The organism is Fenollaria sp. (assembly GCF_057222035.1).
In genome coordinates this window covers 44,312-66,467 of the sequence record NZ_JBXXYC010000005.1, presented here as the reverse complement: position 1 = coordinate 66,467, position 22,156 = coordinate 44,312, and the positions used below count along the sequence as shown (strand labels likewise).

General features: G+C 35.7%; 18 protein-coding genes and 1 pseudogene. 17 read left to right on the top strand and 2 right to left on the bottom strand.

Annotated features, from left to right (window positions below; genetic code table 11):
• Positions 1-31: 31 nt before the first annotated feature.
• Positions 32-574 carry an IS30 family transposase gene (locus tag AC2UOP_RS05025; RefSeq protein ID WP_106018260.1) on the bottom strand — a complete coding sequence of 181 codons (543 nt, stop codon included), beginning with the start codon at positions 572-574 and terminating at the stop codon, positions 32-34.
• Positions 575-670: 96 nt separating this feature from the next.
• Here AC2UOP_RS05025 and AC2UOP_RS05020 point away from each other — a divergent pair, with 96 nt between their 5' ends.
• From AC2UOP_RS05020 to AC2UOP_RS04970, 11 genes and pseudogenes are all read left to right on the top strand, one after another.
• A complete protein-coding gene (locus AC2UOP_RS05020) occupies positions 671-1,366 on the top strand; it encodes an ABC transporter ATP-binding protein (RefSeq protein WP_019214204.1) in 696 nt (231 codons plus the stop codon).
• Positions 1,367-3,607 (top strand): FtsX-like permease family protein, encoded by a 2,241-nt coding sequence (locus AC2UOP_RS05015; protein WP_484832856.1) that lies wholly within the window; start codon positions 1,367-1,369, stop codon positions 3,605-3,607.
• A 308-nt stretch (positions 3,608-3,915) separates the two neighbouring features.
• Positions 3,916-4,359, top strand: a complete 444-nt coding sequence (locus AC2UOP_RS05010; RefSeq protein WP_215492087.1) for a hypothetical protein — start codon at positions 3,916-3,918, stop codon at positions 4,357-4,359.
• 14 nt (positions 4,360-4,373) lie between these two features.
• On the top strand, positions 4,374-4,817 hold the full coding sequence (locus AC2UOP_RS05005; RefSeq protein ID WP_019214207.1) for a hypothetical protein: 444 nt from the start codon (positions 4,374-4,376) through the stop codon (positions 4,815-4,817).
• A 199-nt stretch (positions 4,818-5,016) separates the two neighbouring features.
• Positions 5,017-5,286, top strand: a pseudogene (locus AC2UOP_RS05000) (type II toxin-antitoxin system HicB family antitoxin); the annotation flags it as partial.
• Positions 5,287-5,520: 234 nt separating this feature from the next.
• A complete protein-coding gene (gene feoB / locus AC2UOP_RS04995; protein WP_484832855.1) occupies positions 5,521-6,990 on the top strand; it encodes a ferrous iron transport protein B in 1,470 nt (489 codons plus the stop codon).
• A 103-nt stretch (positions 6,991-7,093) separates the two neighbouring features.
• Complete coding sequence (locus AC2UOP_RS04990) at positions 7,094-7,576, top strand: ferritin (RefSeq protein ID WP_070599532.1); 483 nt, start codon at positions 7,094-7,096, stop codon at positions 7,574-7,576.
• Between the two features lie 156 nt (positions 7,577-7,732).
• Positions 7,733-9,043 carry a C1 family peptidase gene (locus tag AC2UOP_RS04985; protein WP_484832854.1) on the top strand — a complete coding sequence of 437 codons (1,311 nt, stop codon included), beginning with the start codon at positions 7,733-7,735 and terminating at the stop codon, positions 9,041-9,043.
• A 10-nt stretch (positions 9,044-9,053) separates the two neighbouring features.
• Positions 9,054-10,397, top strand: coding sequence for a C1 family peptidase (locus tag AC2UOP_RS04980; RefSeq protein WP_484832853.1), 1,344 nt, complete (start codon positions 9,054-9,056; stop codon positions 10,395-10,397).
• A 1,155-nt stretch (positions 10,398-11,552) separates the two neighbouring features.
• Positions 11,553-12,158, top strand: coding sequence for a CadD family cadmium resistance transporter (locus tag AC2UOP_RS04975; RefSeq protein ID WP_484832852.1), 606 nt, complete (start codon positions 11,553-11,555; stop codon positions 12,156-12,158).
• A 414-nt stretch (positions 12,159-12,572) separates the two neighbouring features.
• Positions 12,573-13,226, top strand: coding sequence for a Crp/Fnr family transcriptional regulator (locus AC2UOP_RS04970; protein ID WP_484832851.1), 654 nt, complete (start codon positions 12,573-12,575; stop codon positions 13,224-13,226).
• Between the two features lie 56 nt (positions 13,227-13,282).
• Here AC2UOP_RS04970 and hcp read toward each other — a convergent pair whose 3' ends face one another.
• Positions 13,283-14,908: a hydroxylamine reductase gene (gene hcp, locus AC2UOP_RS04965; RefSeq protein WP_484832850.1), complete on the bottom strand. Its 1,626-nt coding sequence runs from the start codon at positions 14,906-14,908 to the stop codon at positions 13,283-13,285.
• A gap of 469 nt (positions 14,909-15,377) precedes the next feature.
• Between hcp and AC2UOP_RS04960 the strand changes: the two genes are divergently transcribed.
• Genes AC2UOP_RS04960 through AC2UOP_RS04935 form a run of 6 tightly spaced genes read left to right on the top strand, consistent with a single transcriptional unit; the run spans position 15,378 to position 22,108 of the window.
• A complete protein-coding gene (locus AC2UOP_RS04960; RefSeq protein WP_484832849.1) occupies positions 15,378-16,856 on the top strand; it encodes an amino acid adenylation domain-containing protein in 1,479 nt (492 codons plus the stop codon).
• The gene (locus AC2UOP_RS04955; protein WP_484832848.1) at positions 16,837-17,565 is read left to right on the top strand and encodes a GNAT family N-acetyltransferase; all 729 of its coding nucleotides are present in this window, start codon (positions 16,837-16,839) and stop codon (positions 17,563-17,565) included. Before AC2UOP_RS04960 ends, AC2UOP_RS04955 begins: the two co-directional genes overlap by 20 nt.
• Positions 17,562-17,783, top strand: a complete 222-nt coding sequence (locus AC2UOP_RS04950) for an acyl carrier protein (RefSeq protein ID WP_070599521.1) — start codon at positions 17,562-17,564, stop codon at positions 17,781-17,783. The genes AC2UOP_RS04955 and AC2UOP_RS04950 overlap by 4 nt, the downstream gene beginning before the upstream one ends.
• On the top strand, positions 17,780-19,210 hold the full coding sequence (locus AC2UOP_RS04945) for an MBOAT family O-acyltransferase (RefSeq protein ID WP_484832847.1): 1,431 nt from the start codon (positions 17,780-17,782) through the stop codon (positions 19,208-19,210). Before AC2UOP_RS04950 ends, AC2UOP_RS04945 begins: the two co-directional genes overlap by 4 nt.
• Before the next feature lie 8 nt (positions 19,211-19,218).
• Positions 19,219-20,967, top strand: coding sequence for a polysaccharide deacetylase family protein (locus AC2UOP_RS04940; RefSeq protein ID WP_484832846.1), 1,749 nt, complete (start codon positions 19,219-19,221; stop codon positions 20,965-20,967).
• On the top strand, positions 20,936-22,108 hold the full coding sequence (locus AC2UOP_RS04935; protein WP_484832845.1) for a 4'-phosphopantetheinyl transferase family protein: 1,173 nt from the start codon (positions 20,936-20,938) through the stop codon (positions 22,106-22,108). Before AC2UOP_RS04940 ends, AC2UOP_RS04935 begins: the two co-directional genes overlap by 32 nt.
• Positions 22,109-22,156: the final 48 nt, after the last annotated feature.

The following is a 22,156-nucleotide window of genomic DNA, read 5'->3' as shown; positions in this document are numbered from 1 at the left end:
GCACGATTTTTTAGTGAGATAATTTGTCAAATCAAGTGCAACATTCACATAAATACTTATCAAATAACTCTTGAGGTGTTTTATAGTTAATGCATTTTCTTGGTCTGTTATTGAGAAGTTTAAGAACATTTTGAACTTCTCTTTCGTTTGTCTTAGATAAATCCATATGTTTAGGATAAAACTCTCTTAATAAACCGTTAGAATTTTCATTTGTTCCTTTCTGCCAAGCACAATACGAATCTGCAAAGTACATTTTAGTATTTAATTCTTCTTCAATTCTTTTCCATCCAGCAAATTCTTTTCCTCGATCACAAGTTATTGTTTTTACAGCTCCTTTTGGCAAGTCTTTTAATAATTCTATGATAGCATTAGTAACTGTTTCTTCTTTTCGATCTGGAATTAATTTAACTAGATATAGTCTTGTCTTTCTCTCTGCAAGAGAAACAAAACAATATTTGCTTTTTAAAGTATAGTTGTTTATTTTACCTGAAACAACTGTATCTGCCTCCCAATGTCCGAATGTATTTTGTTTATACACTTCCTTAGGCCTTTTGTGTGGAAAAAATAAAAATATAAAAAAAGTTAGTTGACGCTAACCAAAAATTGTGCTATTATTATCTTGAAAGGTTATTTCAATAATTATAATACTATATTGAAATGAGGTGTTTATATGATAAAAATTTCAAATTTGCATAAGTACTACGGCACAAAAGACAATAGGGTGGAGGTATTAAAGGGCATAGACCTTGAACTTGAAGATGGCAAGATCATCTGCGTCTTAGGTCCATCTGGCTCTGGCAAGTCAACTTTATTAAATATTTTAGGTGGGATCGAAACTATTGACGAAGGCGATGTAAGTGTATTTGATAAGGATCTTAAATCTATGTCAAAGAAGGCACTTGAAAATTATAGGCGCGATTACCTTGGTTTTGTTTTTCAATTCTATAATCTAATCAGCGACCTTAATCTTCTTGAGAATGTTCAAGTGGGTGAGTATCTATCGAAGGAGCCGCTTGATATAGACGAGCTTCTAAAGGACTTAGGACTTGATGAGCACAAGTACAAGTACCCAAATGAAATTTCTGGCGGTCAAGCGCAAAGAGCATCGATTGCAAGAGCTATGATTAAGAGCCCGAAATTACTTATCTGCGACGAACCAACTGGAGCACTTGATTATGAGAGCGCAAAAGATGTTTTGTGTTTAATCGAAAAACTTAATCAAAAATACGGCGCCACAGTCATCATCGCGAGCCACAACACACAGATTGCCAAGATGAGCGACGTAATTTTGTCCTTGCATAACGGCAGCATCAAGAGCGTAGAGAGAAATACAGAGAAAATCTCTGCAAAGGAAGTGACTTGGTAGATGAGATGTCCTATTAATAAACGTATTTACAGGCAGTTTAAATACAAGCCTTTAAAAGTCATACCCATCTTGCTAGCACTTACTTTTATAGTTGTCTTCGCATCGTCATTCTTCATTTCACAAGAATCAGTTGAAAAGCTTTATAATAAGCAAATAATTAATGGAAAAGTTGAAGATGGCGAGTTTGAAGCAATTTATGCGCTTAGCGATGAGGCAAAAGATGAGATAAAAGATATTGGTGTAAAACTTTATGAAAATTATTATTTTGAAGAAGAAGTAGCTAGTGGTAAAGTTTTAAGAATTTTTAAAAATAGAAAAGATATAAACGAAGCACAAATATTTCAAGGTGCTTTGCCTAAAAAAGATGATGAGATAAACATCTCTGCTAATTATTCTAGAAATAATAAAATAAATATTGGTGATGAAATCACTATACAAAATAAAAAATTTAAAGTGTCTTCACTAGCATCCTTCCCTGATTACTCCTCAGCACTTAGAAATAGAAACGACTTGACCATGGACACAGGTCACTTCGGCATAGCGACTATATCTGAAGAAGCTTTTGACGGTATGAAGGACGCTAAAGTGAAATATCTTTACTCTTATCACACAGACGAGGCTTTAAATAAAAAAGATGCGAGAGAAAAATTAAAAGATATAGTCAAGATAGTTAACAAGGATAATCTTGTGGTTGACGCTGTCACACGCTTTGACAACAAGTGCATCACATACATTGCAGATGACATGAGCGGCGACGTACCTACAATGAGCATAGTTACAGCACTTCTCTTCATTGCAATCGCTTTCATTTCGAGCGCAGAAGTTAAATCCATCATCGAAGAAGAAGCGCCAATCATCGGAACTTTGCTTGCTTCAGGCTATAAAAAGAGAGAGCTTCTTTTAAATTACATGGCAATGCCACTATTCATAGTAATAATTGCGTCAATAGCGGGAAATGCGATAAGTTATCTTCGTGTGTATAAAATATATGCAAACGTTTATTATCAATCCTATGATTTACCAGTCTTTGAGCCATATATCACACTTCGCTCCTTTTTGATAACATCAATTATGCCACTAGTTTTATATCTTGTGATCAACTACATCATTATAGCAAAGAGCCTTAAGATGAGACCAGTTGATTTCTTGAGAAAAAACTTTAAAAAGGCAAAAACAAGAAGTAGATTTAAGCTAAAAAATATGAATTTTATAAATAAATTTAAATTAAGAGTTATATTTGCAAATAAATTTAGCTACGTTTCCTTGCTTTTTGGCGTTTTTATAGCAAATTTATTACTCATCTTTGGTGTTTCCGCCGAACCCATATTTACAAAATATGCTGATGATATGCAAAATCAGATGAAATACGCCCACACCTACATTGTCAAGAGCGATATGGATGATTTAGATGCGAGCAAGATAAGCTTAGTAAGCGTTGAACTACTTGAAAGAGATGAGGAAAAAGTCCAAACTTATGGCATAGACGCTGATACAAAATATGATGAGATTGATGTAAAAAGCCTTAAAGGTGATGAAGTAGTTATCAGCCTTGGTCTTTCAAAGAGATTTAACTACGAAATAGGCGATAAAATTAAGATTAGAGAGCCATACAATACAGAAGAAAAATATCTTGTGGTCAAGGACATAGATAAGACCAATAATTATTTCCAAATTTTTACAAAAAGAGAGATTTTAAATAAAATTATCGGCAAAGAATGTGATTATTACAACGCTTATCTTAGCGATAAAGAGTTAAAAATTACTAAAGAAAATCTACTTACACATATAGATAGAAAAGAAATGTCGAGATTCATGAGACACTTTTTAGATTCATTCTCAGCTGTTTTCACCATGATTCAGCTAGTTGCCGTAGCATTCTTCTTTATATTGATACTCATGGTAACAGAGCTCATCATAGACAAAGCAAAACTCAATATGACCTATCTAAAAGTTTTTGGATATAAAGATAAAGAAGTCGCGAAATTTTATGTAAACACAAGCTTTGCCATGCTAATAATCTTTCAAATAATACTAATTCCAATCCTAGATAAACTCGTTAAATATTTTTATTTTATAGCAATGCAAAAGTTTGACGCATATTTAGAAGTAACAGTACCAGTGAGAGTTTTTGTAACAAGCTATTTGATGACAGTTGTAGTCTTTATACTTTGTCAATGGATTGAGAGAAGGAAGATTAAAAGGATTGATATGGTGAAGGAATTAAAAACCATAGCAGGATAATTATATAAGAGACCTTAAGTGGTCTCTTTTTATTAGGAAGTCTTTATCATCGCCACCATATCCATATCAGAAAAGAGGATTAACACAGGTAAATAAGAAAGAGTTAGAGGTATAAAATTCGAATAAAATTAAAATAATAGTATGATACTAAACGAATTTTTGAGTGAAGAAATATGAATAAATATTGCGTGCATGGTGAAAAAATAATATTGACATTTTGTATATAAAGATATATAATTTATACGTAATTTTGTGCTTAAAATTAGATATACGTTAGTATCATTATTGTACTTTAAGGACGGTTGATTTTGGAGAAAATATATAGAAGAAGCCTAGTTGCGTTTATTTATAATTTAATAATAATGATTTTTGGAGCGCTTGTTGCATTTTTAATTTCCGGAGTAATTGGAGGATATAAAGTTGCAATTATTATATCTTCTATCATCATTATTTTGGTTGTAATAAGTATATTTAGGCAATTGAGAACTAAAATAATTATAAATGGAAATGATTTATCGATAAACGATGGGAAAAAGGAATTTAACTATAATCTAAATGAAGTTCATATTTCTTCAGAACAAAGAAACAATGACTCGTTTTTCTTATATATTTATACAGAAGATGGTAATAAGGAAATGTTTGATTTATCTTCGCTAGGAAAAAGAAAATATAATGAACTTATTGAAGATTTAGGAGTGGTTGGAGTAAAAAGCAAAACAATTAAGTTAAATGATGTTAATAAAAATAATTAAAAAGGAGAATGAAAATGGAGAAATATTTAGAAGCATTTTTTTCAATGGGAGTATATGCCTATGTTGTGATTGCAATTTTTATATTAGCGGCTGTTTTTTCGTTTGTGTCAATTAAAATGAACAAAAATGCCTTGACTAAATGGTTAGCTGTACATCCTAATGCGGTGAAAATTGAGCTTTCTTCCGGAAATAATGTAATCACTCAAAAACAATTATATGCTAGAGTAATCAGTGGTGAAGCTGCTATTTTTAATGAAAAAGCAAAGTATATAGTTTGTGCAGATCCAGGAGATATTGTTTTAGAAGTAACTTACACATATACTAGACCTGGAGTGTTACATAAAAACGTTACTACAACATGGGGACCTGCAAAAGTGGAGCTTAATGTTGAAAGAGGAAAAGACTATTTACTAAGTTTTGATAAGAAAGAAGAACAATTTAAGTTATCTAGTAAATAATTATTTGATTGACTTGAGTTGAAGAAATAGCTATCGTTCAAAAATTTTGTATTAAAGATAGTTATCATTTAATATTATGTATCGGTTTAATTAACAGCAAATCAAACAGGTTTGCTGTTTTTTGCTGTTCAAAATAAGGCGTCAATAAATAAGAAAAGGTACTTGACAAAACGCTTCATGGGAAGAGTTTCCAGACGTAGAGGGCTGTCATGCTCAAGGCGACACTATAGATGAAATTATTGAAGATGCAACTCTAGCTCTAGAGCTTCACTTATTCGAAATGCTTAAAGATGGTGAGAAGCTTAATCCGCCAAGTGACATTAAGTCTATAAAGACAGACAAGAACTCTTTTGTGAGCATAATTAGAGCAGATGTTAACCTTAACAAAGGTAATAAATCTGTTAGAAAAACACTTACCATTCCATCTTGGTTAAATGACAGAGCCGCAGAGATGAATATTAATTTTTAAGAGACCAATTAAGGTCTCTTTTTTATATGAAAATTTTATATTAAGATGCAATACTATAAATAAAATTTATAAATGCTTGTTATAAGAATATATTTGCGAAATACTATTGACATTTACAAGTTAGCGGTGTATAATTTAATAGTTAGCATAGACTAACAATATCATTTTCAAAAAGATGATGATGATTCTGAATCAATCATCACAAGTGAAAGATATAAAAACATTCAAAAGGATATGAAAGGAATTGTTAAAAAGTCAAGCGAAAAGAAACTTACTTTATCTGACAAGATTGACAGAATTGTTACAAACAGATTCCTAGTTATCCCAATATTCTTGGCTATTATGTGGTTTATATATTATGTATCAATCTCTAACCTAGGAGATTATTGCATAGGCTTCATCGAAACTACTTTTGAAAACATTGGCGATTTTATAACTACAAAGCTTCCTGAATTAGGCGCTTCTGAACTTGTTACATCGCTTGTCAATGACGGTATCGTTCAACCTATAGGTTCGATATTTACATTTGTTCCGCAACTTATGCTACTTTTCTTCTTCCTTTCTTTATTAGAAGACTCAGGTTATATGGCGAGAGTTGCCTTTATCATGGACAAATTATTTAGAAAATTCGGCCTATCTGGTAAGAGTTTCATACCTATGCTTATAGGTACGCTCTGTTCAATCCCTGGCGTTATGGCTACTAGAACCATTGAGTCTGACGCAGACAGACGTATGACTATACTATTAACACCATTTATTCCATGTGGAGCAAAATTACTAATATTCGCTATGTTTATATCCCTAGTATTCAATAACGCATCTTGGATCGCTCCACTTATCTATCTTATTTCAATAGTGGTTGTTATTATAGCAGGCATAATTTTAAAACGCACTAATAGATTTAAAGGCGACCCTGCTCCTTTCGTTATGGAACTTCCTCCATATAGAATACCAACATTTAAGAATGTTGTTATTCATATGTGGGAAAAGGGCAGAAGCTTTATCATCAAAGCCGGAACAGTTATCTTACTTGCTTGCTTAACACTTTGGTTCCTACAAAGGTTTAGCTTCAGACTTGAGTTCTTAGGAGACGCAATCGAAGACTCAATGCTAGCTAAGATCGGTAGTGCATTAAGATACATTTTCGTTCCTCTAGGTTTTGGTGATTCGTGGGCACCAGCTGTTGCTTCTATAACTGGCCTTGTTGCGAAGGAAGTTGTAGTTGCTACATTTGCAACTGTTGGTTCCAAGGCACCTATCTACTTCAGCTACGTTAGCGCTTTTGCATTCATTATCTTTACAATGTTTGCAGCCCCTTGTTTTGCAGCTATCGGTGCAATGAAAAGAGAGCTTGGTAACGTTAAAGACACCTTATTCACAGCAGGATTCCAAACAGGACTTGCTTATGTCTTAGCGTTAATCGTTAACCAAGTTGGTAACTTGATCTTCCGCGGTACTAAGCTTACTGAAAAAGTTATGCTTGATTACGGTGCCGCTGAAGAGGCCTCAGAAGCAATTGATATAATTATAGTTGCTCTTGTTTTAATTTTTGCTTTCTTGGGTATAAAGAGAGTGAAAAATTCAATAAAACAAGGCGGCTGTGCAGGCTGCTCTCACAAATGTGACTGCGATAAGAAAAACGCAGAGCTCCAAAAGGGCTATGAAGAGTGGCTTAAGAAGAAAAACGATAAGAAAGAAGCTTAATTAATATAATATGTGAAGAGCCGGTTTGTGCCGGCTTTCTTCATATAATTATTTTGTTATTCGGCCGTATAATTAAAAAATCTTTTGAAAGAGGGAAAAAGAAATGAAGAAAGAAGTATTAAACGCATTAAACGAACAAATTAACTTTGAGCTATACTCAGGTTATATTTATCTAAACCTTTCCATCGCTATGGAAAGAGAAAACTACAAAGGTTATGCAAAATGGCTTGCTAATCACTACAAAGAAGAACTAGCTCATGCTGATCAATTCATCGAGTTTATTCAAAAACGTGATGCAAAACCAGAATTAATGCCTATCGAAATGAAAAACTTTGATGTAAAAGAACCTTTAGAAGTAGCTAAGATCATCTTAGATCATGAAAATAAAGTAACTGAAAGAATTTACAAGATTCATGACGTAGCTAAGAAGAGCGATGACTATGCAACTGAAATCTTTATGCATCAATTTATCAACGAACAAATCGAAGAAGAAGAACTTGCTCTTGATATCGTAGATAATTTCACACTTGCGGGCGATAACATCGCAGCAAAGATTACTATAGACAGAGAACTAGGATCTAAATAGTTTTATTTATACGGCTGGATATATAGGGGGGACTTATGGTCCCTCCATTTTTAAAATTAAATATGCTCTTTTATTGTAATTATCTTGCAAAAAATATTTTAAAGAGTTATAATTATTACGAGAGATGAAATATTTTTATATATAAAGGAGGACAATATGCAAAAATCAATTACAAAAGATGTTCTTGCTAAGTTCAAAAAGTCTTATGATGAAGATTTTAGCAAGGCAGCACAAAATATGATAGCATCTGCTGGCATTATGGACGCTTCCATAAATTATGCAAAGCTTAATAAAAACCCAGATGTTTTCAAAAAAACTATCAAGATAGGTAAGATGACTAACCAAAGACAATCTGGCAGATGCTGGATGTTTGCTGGTCTTAACACTATCAGAGTAAATATGATGAAGAAATTTAAGCTTGGTGATATTGAATTTTCACACAAGTATCTATATTTCTTCGATAAGCTTGAAAGAGCTAATCAATATCTTGAAGACGTTATCGCACTTAAGGACAAAGACCTTGACGATAGGCTAAATAGAGGCGTTGTCTTCTATGCTGCTGATGACGGAGCTTGGTGGACAACATTTGCAAGACTAATCAGCAAATATGGTATAGTACCTGAATATGTTTATCCAGACACAGCTGATGTTATGAGAACTGACAGTTTAATCTTTGTTTTAGACAAAAGATTAAAGATAGCTGCTAAAGACATTAGAAATGCAAAGACTGATGAAGAGATAGACGAGATTAAAGACAAGGCACTTAAAGATGTTTACAAGATCACAGCCATCGCTTTAGGCGTACCTCCAAAGAGATTTGATTTAATCTTAAAAAATAAGGACGATGAACTTATTGAGAGAAGAAATATCACAGCTATTGATTTCTACAGAGAATTTATGGCTGATGATATGAATGAATACGTTGAATTAGGTAACTATCCTGGCAAGGGCAAGGAAGAAAACAAGGTTTATGAAAGAGACTACATTCAACAAAGAATTGGTGGTTCACTAAAATATCTAAACGTTTCAATGCAAAGAATGAAGGACATAGTCCTATCTATGCTTGATGAGGACGAAGCTGTATGGTTTGCTTGTGACGTAGGTAAGGACTCATTCGTATCACGTGACGGCGACGGAACTGGTCACCTTGTATATAATTTACTTGACAGAGACAGTTTATTTAATATTGACACAAAACAAACAAAGGTAGAACGTATGGAAACTGAAGAAAGCGCTGCCACTCACGCCATGGTTATAGTTGGTTACGACAGAACTGATGAAGGACTTAAATTTAGAGTAGAAAACTCTTGGGGCGAAAAAGCTGGCATCAGAGGCTACCTAGTTATGGATGAAGCTTGGTTTGATAACTATGCATTCGAAATCATTCCAAAGAAAAAATACCTAAACGCACAAGAGCTTGCAGCATTTGATGAAGAAGCAATCAAGCTAATGCCATGGGAGCTATAGGAGGTAGAAGATGAGACAATTAAGCACAGATAAATTATATGAATTAGAAAAAGAATTTTTAGCTGACAAGAAGAATATCGTTGCAATGAACGCTGCAGTTCAAAGCGGTATCAGAAAAGTAGCGACAGACATTAACAAAATTAAAGAAAATCCATATAAGTTTAACATCGATATCAATAACGGTGACGTATGTAACCAAAAGGCATCAGGCAGATGCTGGATGTTTGCTTCACTAAACTTTATGAGAAATGTCATCATTAAAAAATATAAATTAGAAAATTTTGAATTATCACAAAGCTATCCATTCTTCTTTGATAAATTAGAAAGAAGTAACTACTACTTCGAAACAGTTATCGAAAAGGCAGATGAACCGATAGAAGATAGAGTAATGCAATACCTTATGGGCGACCCACTATGTGATGGCGGCCAATGGGATATGTTTGTAAACATTGTTAATAAATATGGTCTTGTGCCAAAATACGTTTATCCAGAAACAATCGCTTCATCAAACACAAGAGAGCTAAATAAGTACCTTTCAAAGATACTTAGAAAAAATACAGTTACTTTAAGAGAAGCAATTAAAGAAGGAAAGAGCAAACAAGAAGTAAATGCACTTAAAGAAGCTGCTCTACAAGACGTATTTAATGTGTTAACAGCAACACTTGGTAAGCTTCCAGAAACATTTGACTTCATTGCACATGACAAAGACGACAAACTTATCGAAGAAAAGAATTTGACACCACAATCTTTCTTCAAAAAATATGTTGGACTAAATCTTGACGATTTCGTTTCAATCACAAACGCACCAACAAAGGATAAGCCATTCAACAAGACATTCACAATCAAATACCTTGGCAACATCGTTGAAGGCAAAGAAGTTAAGCACCTTAACCTAAAAGTTGAAGACCTAAAGAAAGCCATCGTTAAGCAATTGCAAGACGGAATGCCAGTTTGGTTCGGCTGCGACGTAGGTAAAGACATGTATAGAGGCGAAAAAGACGACAAGAGAGCAACACTTGCTAAAGACGTAATCGATTACGAAACACTATTCGACATCGATCTAGAAATTTCTAAAGAAGATGGTCTTGATTATGGCTACTCACTAATGACACACGCCATGACATTTACAGGCGTTGAAATGGATGGCACTAAGCCAGTCAGATTCAAAGTCGAAAACTCATGGGGCGACGACTTCGGCTACAAAGGCCACTTCGTTATGAGTGATGCATGGTTCGATAGCTTTGTATATCAAGCCGTAGTTAATAAGAAGTATTTAACTAAGAAAGAACAAGAAGATTATAAGAAGAGTCCAATTGTACTAAAACCGTGGGATCCGATGGGTTCACTAGCATAAAAAAGAAGGCGGAAGCCTTCTTTTTTATGCTAGTATAAGAGTTTGTGTTAAAATGAGCCCTTGAGCTCGTTCAATTTTTGTCAATACTCACGTACTATATGTACGCTCCGTTTGCCAAAAATCTCCACTTCGCCCAATCATATCAGTGCGAAGCACTAAGGTTCTCGCACATTTATGTGCGAGGTTCTTCTTTTTCCTACAAACTCTGTTTGGCGACGGATCGTTGAAACGATACAAAAATTGATTAAAATAATTTTAGAGAGCAAATTAATTTTTGCTCTCTTTTTTGCTTGTCGGTCCACTTCGCCCAATCATATCAATGCGAAGCATCAAGGTTCTCGCACTTTAGTGAGAGGTTCTTCTTTTGCCTACAGAATTAAATTACATCGATGAACAACTTAGCCCATTCATATCACATGGAAGCCGTCGCAGTCTTGTCAAGAAAATAAGATGATGGGTCATAAGACTGTTGAAACCAATGGCTTTTAGGATTTCAGAAGAAATCTTAAAAGCCATTTTTCTATTTGAAAAATACCTTGTGAGAACATTTTAAGTGTAGATTATTGTAGGGTGTGTAGACACTATGTATATTTTAGGGGGAGTTAACAGGATGGACCAGGACTTGACAAGTGAAATAATCAGTAAAATATTGGATATAACAGCTTTTATGAAAGCTTAAGATTACGTAAAAATGCCAGAGAAGGTAAACATTGAAGTCTTTGCAAGGCTATCAGATAAAGAAAGAGATATCTATGAGAACTTAAAACAAGTGAAGGCCTTAAAGAATGGAATCAAGGTAAAATTCCTGTAGCCATTATCCATCCAGCATCTGCTGGTTATGGACTTAATCTACAAGCTGGATATGATTAGTACACAGTTCAGAAAAGAGTGAATGAGATGGTTCAATATTAAATAAATGATGTTTGGCATATCTAATTTTATATAATTTCAATCTCTATAGTTTGCGTGGATATCTATCAGCATACTTGACAAAATCCGACTGTTATAGTATACTATAGCAAATATTAAAAGGAAAGGTGGGAAAATTGTGAAGTTATTTCTTCAAGTGTCTCCATTGGCAACTGCCAAGGCACAATGTGTTTGCAGTCAATTTTTGATTGTCTAAAAAAATTAAACATTTTGAAAGGAGAAATAATGGAAACAATAGTATCCGCTTTATTAGTTTTTGTATCTACATCAATTGACTACTTAGTTGTTTTGACTATCTTATTCGCCAGTCAAGGCAAGAAAGGTTTGAAATCAATTTATGCAGGACAGTATTTAGGTACAGGACTGCTTGTTCTGGTTAGTCTTATAGCCGCTTACTTTTTAAATTTTATTCCACAAGATTGGATTATCGGACTCCTTGGTCTAATTCCACTAGGTCTTGGTATAAGATCAATTTTTGTGGATGAAGATATTGATGAAGAAGATATCGAGGGAAAAATTACCAGAGATGGATCAAAAATCTTAGCATTTACAAGCTTAACAGTGGCAATGGGTGGAGATAATTTAGGAATTTATATTCCCTATTTTACAGGAAAGAGTTTGATTGAGATTAGTATAAGTTTAGTAATATTTGCGTTAGGTGTTTTAGTTCTATGCAAATTATCTCAAAATCTCGCCTCAATTTCTGCTATCGGAGAAACTGTAGAAAAGTACGAAAAAATAATTGTACCAGTCGTGTTTATTGGGCTCGGCCTCTATATATTGATTGAAAATGGAACGATTAATTATCTCATTTCCCTAATCACAAGTTAATAGTTACTTTTATATTTCAGACCTATTAAAGGAAATCTTTAGTAGGTCTTTTCAGGCCAGTGCGAAGCACTAAGGTTGTTAAGTCCATGCACCAAGAGAACGAGTGAAATGAAGTTCGATTGGCTATGCATGCCTTATGCCAGAGTTTACAAAGAGACGGAACGTAGTGAACGTCGATTTGATTAAACTTACGGCCAGGACCCATCCAAAACGAAGTTTTGATGATGGATGAGGTTCTTCTTTATCTAAAAATTTAGTACAGCGACGGATCGTTGAAACGATACAAAAATTGATTAAAATATTTTTAGAGAGCAATTTTGCTCTCTTTTTTGCGTCTTAACACATATAAACTTAGTTATTATGGGTATAAGGATTATATGTAAGAATGATAAAGTCAGTTGATAGGGAGGATATATGATAGATATTTTGAAAAAATCGTTGCTATTTAAAGGCATGAAAAGTGAAGAAATTGAAGATTACCTAAACTTCGCAAAGGCCAGCGTGAAAAATTTTAAGCGTGGAGAGAGTGTATTCATTGCTGGTGATTATGTAAAGGAGCTTTATATCTTGCTATCTGGTGAGGTTACTGTTGAGAATATAACTCAGAGCGGTAAAAAAACTATAGTCAATGTCTTTGACAAGCCTGGTACTGTATTTGCTGAGGTGTATCTTTTTATAGATGAACCTTTGCATCACTATGCTAGCGCTACTAAAGACACTTCGCTTCTTATTATAAAGAAAGATTTTATTGTAAATCAAGAAGATAATTATAAGATGATAATAAATAATATCATTAGCATACTTGCAAACAAAGCCTACTACCTAAACAAGAAGCTTATGATATGCACGGCTAAGTCTATTCGTAACAAGATTATCAATTACCTTCTGATTATTGACGAGGGAGGCTTTATTAAGCTGCCATTTAACAAGACTGCCTTTGCAGAATTTTTAAGTGTACCAAGGCCATCTTTATCAAGAGAGCTGTCGCAGATGAAAGCTGAGGGGCTTATCGAAGAAAGGGATAATAAAATATATTTTTCTAGAACAAAGTTAGAAGATCTATTATAGAAAAAACCATTGAACAGAGTTTATCTGAACAATGGTTTTCTTTTTGTTAAATATTCTTATGCGAAGAACTTTGCTAGATCTTCATCAACACTTGAGTTTGGAGCTATGCCAAATTTTTCTACTAGTATATTAACTACATTGCCTGTTAAGAAAGCTGGTAGTGTTGGTCCAAGGTGTATGTTTTTTACGCCAAGTGAAAGCAGTGCAAGTAAGACTATGACAGCTTTTTGCTCGTACCATGCGATATTGTAGACTATAGGTAAGTCATTGATATCATCAAGGCCAAAGGCATCCTTAAGCGCTAGCGCTATCATTGCTAAGCTGTAAGAGTCGTTACATTGACCTGCATCCAATACTCTTGGTATACCTGCTATGTCTCCGAGATTAAGCTTGTTGTAGCGATATTTTGCGCAGCCAGCAGTTAGTATTACAGTATCCTTTGGAAGTTTTTCTGCAAATTCTGTATAGTAGCTTCTTCCTTTTTGTCTTCCATCGCAGCCGCCCATGACAACAAATCTTTTGATTGCTCCTGATTTAACTGCATCTACAACTTTGTCTTTAAGTGCAAGAACTTGATTGTGTGCAAAGCCACCTACTAGCTCGCCTTCTTCAATTTGAACAGGCGCCTTGCATTTTTTAGCATGCTCAATGATTTCTGTAAAGTCCTTGTGACCGTTCTCGTCAGCTTTGATGTGCTTGCATCCTGGGAAGCCAGCGGCTCCTGTTGTGTATATCCTATCTATATAATCAGTTTTTGGTGGCACAATGCAGTTAGTCGTAAATAGTACTGGTCCATTAAACTTTTCAAACTCTTCTTTTTGCATCCACCAGCTATTGCCATAATTACCTATGAAGTGCTTGTACTTTTTAAACTTCGGATAGTAGTGTGCAGGCAGCATCTCTGAGTGAGTGTAAACATCAACACCGCTTCCTTCAGTTTGTTCAAGCAGCATCTCAATATCCTTTAAGTCGTGGCCGGATATAAGTATACCAGGCTTATCACTAACGCCGATATTAACTTTTGTGATCTCTGGGTTACCATAAGTTTCAGTGTTTGCCTTATCAAGCAGGGCCATGGCCTTAACGCCGTATTCACCAGTTTTCAATACTGTTTCATATAGCTCGTCAATTGGAATTTCTACATCTATGAATCTTGCAAGTGTTTCTTGAATAAAGATATCAATACTTTCATCATCATAATTAAGAGTGTTAGCGTGCTTCATATACGCACTCATACCCTTGATACCGTATGTAGCTAGCTCCTTTAGTGATCTTTGATCTTCATCTTTAGTTACTAAAACACCGACTATTTCTGCTAAAGCCATAAGCTTAGCTCTGTCCTTGTCAGAGTAAAGACTTAGCTTGCGTAGTTTAGATTTATCATTTAATTTAGCTAGTAGTTCATCCTTAGCTTCAATAGTTTTTACGACTTGATCTAGTATCATGTCTAAGTCAAAATTTGCATTGGTAATGGTGATGAACATGTTGTAAGTAACCATGTGATTGTACTTTTTATCTATAGTGTAGTTTTCACCTCTAAGATTATTTAAAACATCACAAAGTAGTTTAGTAGTATAAACAAGTAGGTCTTGCGCGCTGGCAACATCCGCCTTTTTACCGCAGACACCAGCCTTAGTGCAGCCTTTGTTGTTTAAAGTTTCTTGACATTGGTAACAAAACATAATTTTCCTCCTTTAATTTTTCATTTTCTATTTTGTCTATATTTTATACTTAAGAAAGTCTTCTTTCTGTAACATATCTTACACTATAAAAAAGTTTTATAATAATACTTATAAAATATTAATATCTTTTTGTGAGATATTGATAAGATCTTTATTTCTTTTTGCAACAGATTTCGCAGAGCAAATGTATGCATGGGACGAAGTGACTTTTAATAACACCATACAAATTCACTCAAACGCTTAGTTCGCAGAGAAGTTGAGATGATTTTGCGTTGTGCAGAATTTTTTGGAGTGAGGTGTGCAACTGCGCACTCCGCAGCGACAAAAAATTTAAAACTAGCAAAAGGGCTCAACTTAATGCGAAATAAGTTGAGCATTGCCGAAAAAGGGAACGAGTTCCAGGCGACGTTTGAATGCGAAATTATTGACAATCATCACATCTTGTGTTAATATTAATATGAGGTGTAATATGCTATTCATCGATCAACTAGACCGTATAACAAGTGAATATCCTGACAAAGTAGCCATCGTTGACAAAGAGAAGTCCATCACTTTTAGTGAGCTTCGCGCGAGGGCTATTAGTCTTGCAAGTGAGATACATAAAATTCATCCACAAACGAAGCGTCCCATCATGGTTGAGACTGACAGGTTTTTGGAGACTATAATCTCATTTTTCGCGGTTATTTACAGCGGCAACTTTTACGTGCCCATCGATGCGTCTATGCCTCGTGAGAGGATTGAAACTATCAAAAAGCGTCTTGAGAGCACTTTAGGCATTTATCATACGAAGAATATTTTCGAAGATTATGCTCTTCACTATGACTATAACCATGATTATGGCTGTGACGAGGCGGCTCTTGAAGGGATTAGAGCAAAGATGATAGACGCAGATCCTGTTTATGTTTTATTCACATCTGGTACAACTGGTGAGCCAAAGGGCGTTGTTATCAGTAATTTCATGCTCGTGGACTTACAAGATTGGCTAGAGAAGACTTTAAAAATAAACGAAAACGATAGGCTTGCAAATCAAACGCCGCTCTTCTTTGATGCGTCGCTTAAGGAGCTTTGCCTATTTACGAAGACTGGAGCGACTTTATACTTAATGGACCCGAAGGACTTTTTATTTCCAGTCAAGGTAGTTGAATACTTAAACGAAAATAAAATTACGGCTATATTATGGTCGGTGTCGGCGCTTAATATTCTTTCAAATTCAAATGTTTTTGATATAGATAAACCAAAATACTTAAGGCTAGTTACTTTTGCTGGCGAGCAAATGAGCGCGCAAAAGCTGAACATCTGGCGCAAAACTGTAGAGGCTGAGTACTTTAACTTGTATGGACCGACTGAGGCGACTTGCGATTGTTGTTACTATAAGGTTGACAGGGACTTTAAAGATGATGAGATCATCCCCATAGGCAAGGCTTGTGAGAATATGGAGGTCATGATACTTGATGGCGACAAAGAAGCTGACGAGGGTGAGCTTGTTATCAGGGGTAGAGGCGTTTCTTATGGCTATTACAATAAACTTGATCAAACTGAGAAGGCTTTCGTGCAAAACCCACTAAACAAGGCATATAGAGAGATTGTCTACAGGAGCGGTGACTTTGTTAGAAGAAATAATTTTGGTGAGATAGAATTTTTGGCAAGAAAGGACAATCAGGTCAAGGTCTTTGGCCACAGAATCGAGCTAGACGAGATAGAAAGACAGGTCTACGCCATGGGTATACACGAGGCGAGCGCTGTTTTTGATAAAGAAAATGAAATCATAATTTTGTTTTACTCTGGAAAGGAATTTTCGAGGAAGGAGTTTAAGGACTTTATCCTTGAAAGGCTGCCAAAGTATATGCTTCCATCGAAGTTTGTGCACATGGACGCTCTTCCTAAGACGCAAAACACTAAGATTGATAAGAAGAGGCTTTTAGAAATTTATGAACGTGGAGAAGTTTAATAGAGTTGTGGAGCTTGAGATTTTAAAATCTTATGAGGGCTCCATCACAAATGATTACATGAATACTTCGCTATATGAAACCAATATAGCTAGGCTCTACTACATAAAAGGCTATAGGAATTTCTATGTCCTAATCAAAAGAGAAGGCTATTACAAACTTTATTATTATATAAATGATATCAATGAAAAATTTGATGCTAAAGGCACTTTTGTAAGCGAAATCGTTTCTAAACAAATGGATGAGACGCTTGAAAATATTGGCTTTGAGCTATACAAGACAAGAGTGAGACTGCGCCTAAATCATAAAGAGCCTTATGAATCAAAGCGAGTTAAGTATATTGACGACGCAGAATTTATTTATGGTGCGTTACAAAGCTTTGATGAATACTCAGGCGAAAGGCTTAGCATGGATGAGGTTAAGGAGCGCATAGAGAAAAAACTTTTCATAGGGATAGATGGCGCTGGCTTTATCGAGTTTAGCACGGATGCGTTTAAGGACAGTATCGAGCACTTCTACATAGACCCAGCTAAGAGGGGCGAGGGACTTGGCAGCGAGATCTTACGCCATTATCTTGGATCTGTTTCTAAGAAAAAACGCGTCAATGTGTGGACAGACGAAGGCTCGAGAGCGATAAAACTATACCATAAATATGGATTTAAAGAGGACGGACTCAAGTCCTACGTATATATTTGGAGGGAAGACCAATGAAAGAAAAAATAAAAGAAATCATCGAAGACGTCACTGGAGAAGCGGTTGAGGACACAACTGAGATCATCGAAGAAGGCATACTAGACTCCTTCGACATAGTGACTTTAGTCATAGAATTAAACGACGCTTTTGGCGTTAAAATACAAGTTTCCGAGCTATTGCCAGAAAATTTCGCAAACGTTTTAGCGATAGAGAAACTAATTAAATCATTGCAATGAGTTTTACAAGCTTCACTTTCATAGTATTTTTACTATGTTCCTTTATTGTGTTTAAGATTGCTAAGTACAAGTGGCAGGCGCTTTTACTCATCTCTTTAGCTTATTATGCAAGCTTTAGTGTAAAGGCCTTTGTCTACTTAATCTTTGTAATTTTAAGCACTTATTTTTCTGCCATTTATTTAGAAAAGCATAAGAATAAATTTATTTTGACTCTTGCACTCGTATTAAATTTTGGCATGCTAAGCCTAGTTAAGTTTACTAGTGTCAATATCTTCAAAAACTTCATTCCGCTTGGCATTTCATTTTACACATTCATGGCGAGTGGCTATGTGATCGACGTTTATAGAGCAAAGTACGAAGCGCAAAAAAACATTTTCAAATACTCGCTCTTCGTTTCATTCTTCCCGCAAATGATGCAAGGACCTATTTCGCGCTACGATGATATATCCCATGGCCTTTACAATGATGATAGTAGTGCCACAGACATTTCTTATGGTCTTATGCTAATTCTATACGGCTTCTTTAAGAAGCTTGTCATTGCCGATAGGGCAGCGGTTTTTGTGAACAAAGTTTTTACCGAGCCAGATTTATATTCGGGCATCTTTGTTTTTATAGCAATTATATTTTATTCAATTCAAATTTACTGTGACTTCTCAGGCGGCATCGACGTCGCAAGAGGCGCGGCCTATTTATTTGGTGTGAAGCTTGACCGAAACTTCAAAAGGCCATTCTTCGCGACAAGCCTTGCGGATTTTTGGAGACGCTGGCACACAAGCCTTGGCTCGTGGATGAAAGACTACGTTTTCTACAGTCTATCGCTATCAAAGGCCTTCGTGTTTATCAACAAACAGTCAAGAAAGCACCTTGGCCGCAAATTTGGTAAGTACTTAACACTAAGTATAGCAAGCTTTGTTGTTTACTTCATCATAGGTATATGGCATGGCGCTGGTCTAAACTTTTTGGCCTTCGGTCTATATAACGGTACCATAATCAGCTTGGGACTTATTTTTGAAGATAGATTTAAAGCCTTCAGAAATAAAATCGGCTTAAAAGATACATCACTTACTTATAGAATAACGAAAATATTTTCAACGCTTATGATAGTCTTTGTAGGCAGGTATTTTACGAGATCTGCTGGCCTTAGAACAGCTCTTCACATGATAAAGAAAACCCTTGTCGATAGAGGTTTCAGACACGCAGCTACTGGTCTAAGCAGGCTTGATTACGCCGTTATACTTATTTCGCTTATACTTGTCTTCATCGTTTCACTCGCTGAAGAAAAAGAAATTGATGTGAAAGAAAAAATTCTTAAGATTAAGCCAATCTATTTATTCACGGGACTACTTATATTTATGGCCTTTGTCACATACTTTGGTGTATTTGCGAGCGGCTTTACAAAAGTAGACTTTATCTATAGAAATTATTAGGTGATTATATGAAAGAGAAAAAATTCATCACAATATTTTTTGCATGCATCTTAATTCTTGCTCTAGCCGTAGCTATTTTGAATGTGCTAGCTGATCCATTCAACGTCTTTGGCGATAGATTTACTAAGTGGTATACTTATGATTTTACACAAAACCCAAGGACGGCCAAGATTGAGTACATCAAGGGAAAGGATTACAAAAACTTCATTTTGGGCGCAAGTGGCGCTTCATCCATTCCAACAGCTGAGCTTGAGAAATACACTGGCAAAAAGTATTTTAATCTATTTTCATACGGCGCGGACCTTTATGTTGTTGAAAAGAATTTAGATTATATTTTGAAAAATTATGAGGTGGAGTCAGTAATACTGCCACTTTCGATACCATCGGCTCTTAGATACAACGGAGAGAGGAATTCTTTAAACTACTACATGAATCCGGATGTTTCTGGCGAGAGCAAAATTTTGTTTTATGCGAAGTATCTTTTTGCTAATCCGAGAAATGCGATTGAAAAATTTAGGGCAATGGGCAAGAGGTCACTCGTTCAAGAGAGCTTTGACGTCTTCAGCCTTGATGGTTCTTATGACAAGAGCCAAAGGGACATCGAGTACATCGGTAGCGAAGAGGATTACAAGGCAGAGAAAGGCTTTAATAAGGACTACACAAAGCTTAAGATGGCTCACGCAAATGATGCGCTTGAGGCAATTCGCCGCATGAAAAAAGCCTGTGACGATGCCGGAGTAGAGCTTACAATGCTTTTATGCCCAATGTATAAGGACGAGACTGCTCGCTATGACAAGTCCGAGGTTGAAAGCTACTACAAGGGACTCGCAGAGATCAGCCCTTTCTGGGACTTCACAGGAACTGAGTACGAGAACGATCCGAGATTCTTCTACGATCCAGCTCACTTCAGAAACGCCCTTGGCAAGATGATGCTTGAGACCATTTACGCTGGTCGCAAGGACTTTGGCCGCTACGTCGACAAGGCAGAGGCGCCTCTATATACAGAGGCAAAGCCAGATGCTAAAGAGTTTTACATCTTCGAGCTGCACCACATTGACAAGGACCCGAAAAACGCTTACATCATCACAAAAGAAAAGTTTGAGAGCGTTTTGAAATATTTAAAAGAAAATAATATTGCCACAGTCTCATTTAGAGATTTATATGACTATGTTAATGGCGATGCAGATCTACCTCAAAAGTTTTGCATTATCACCTTTGACGATGGCTATAGATCAAACTACACCGAAGCCTATCCATTATTAAAAAAATATGGATTGAGGGCGACAATATTCCCAGTTGGCAAGACCATGGGGCTAAATAAATATCCAGATACAGATAAAGATATCTACGAGCACTTTAGCGCGGCCGAGGCAAAAGAGATGTCAGATGTGATTGAGTTTGGCTCACACACATACTGGATGCATCAAGCATATCCTAGTGATAAATACACGTTCAGAAGGACTGCCAAGAGACTTCCGGGTGAGAGCGAGGAGACTTACGTCAAAGCCTTTAAAGAGGATACTGCCAAGTACAAGGCGCTTTACAAAGAGTTTGCAGACGGCGAACCACTTGTATTTGCTTATCCAGAGGGCGACTTCGACGGTCTAAGCGAGCTAATCGCTGAAGAAGTCGGCTACAAAGTCACTTTAGGCGTTAAGCCGGGCAAAAATTACATCGTAAAGGGACTTCCTGAAACGCTTAAAAAGCTTAAGAGAATCAATATAGATGAAAAAACAGATATTAGTGAATACGAGTAAAAATTTTAGGCTAATGGAACTCACTTCACCAAAAGATTTAAGCGAAGCAAATTTAGCTGAGCCAGTAATTTTCAAATTGCCAATGGATTTAGTAAATATAGATTATTTTCAAAAGCACTTAAGCCAAGCTAATTTAGAAAATTTGCAAAAGATCAAAGACGAGAGAGAAAAAATCCGCTATATAAAGACGAGAGGCCTAATCAATATACTTTTTTCACTAGAAAATAGTGAAGCGGAGCCTATTTGGCAGCAAAATAAATATGGCAAGCCATATATAAATGGCTGGGACAAAGACTTTAGCATTTCACATAGCACAGAATTTTCAGTCGTGGCAGTGGCAAGTGAAGCAATTGGAGTAGATATAGAAGACAATAGCCGCGATATAGACATAGAAAAGTTTAAAAGAACAAAATTTTTGAACTTCGATGAGGGCGCTTATAATAATAAAGAAGAATTTCTTATGCGCTTCACAGCCCTTGAAGCTTATCTAAAATATCTTGGCAAAGGCTTTCATAAAGATGCAGGGAAGATTAGCGTAAGGAAAGTAAATGATGCCATAGTAATTGACGATGGCGGACTAATTAAAGCAGAAGTGATTAGTGATGGTGGCTATACCATAGCCATAGTTAAGGGAAAACCCCTCGAAATCGATGGGATTAAATTAAAAAGAGGTAAAATTATGGACAGAGAAAAAGTAAAAGAATTATTTGATAAATACACAAAAAAGTTACGTATAGTGCCTGAGTGGGACATAAGGCTTGAGTTTGTCGAAGATCCTGAATGGAAAAAGACGGGCGATTTCAAGATAGACCCGACAGACAAAAAGGCGGTACTTATGCTAAACGCAGTAAATCCAAAGGACGAAAACATCGAAGAGACCATAGTTCATGAGCTAATGCACATCAAAATGTATCCACTAGATCAAGTTTGTGAATCTGTGATTATAAATATGTTCGACGAAGGCAGCAAGGCGCAAAACTTTGCTTATCAAGAGTTTTTCACAGCACTTGAAGTGACAGTCGAAGAGCTCGCAAAGTGCTTTTTATACGAGTTTGGCGAGAACAAAGAGCTTTCATACGGAAGGATGAAGAAGATCAAGTCATTCAATGAGCTTTATGATGGATTAAATAGTATTGAATAAAAAATTTGGCTCTTTACTTATTAAGTAGAGAGCTTTTCTTTGCCTTGA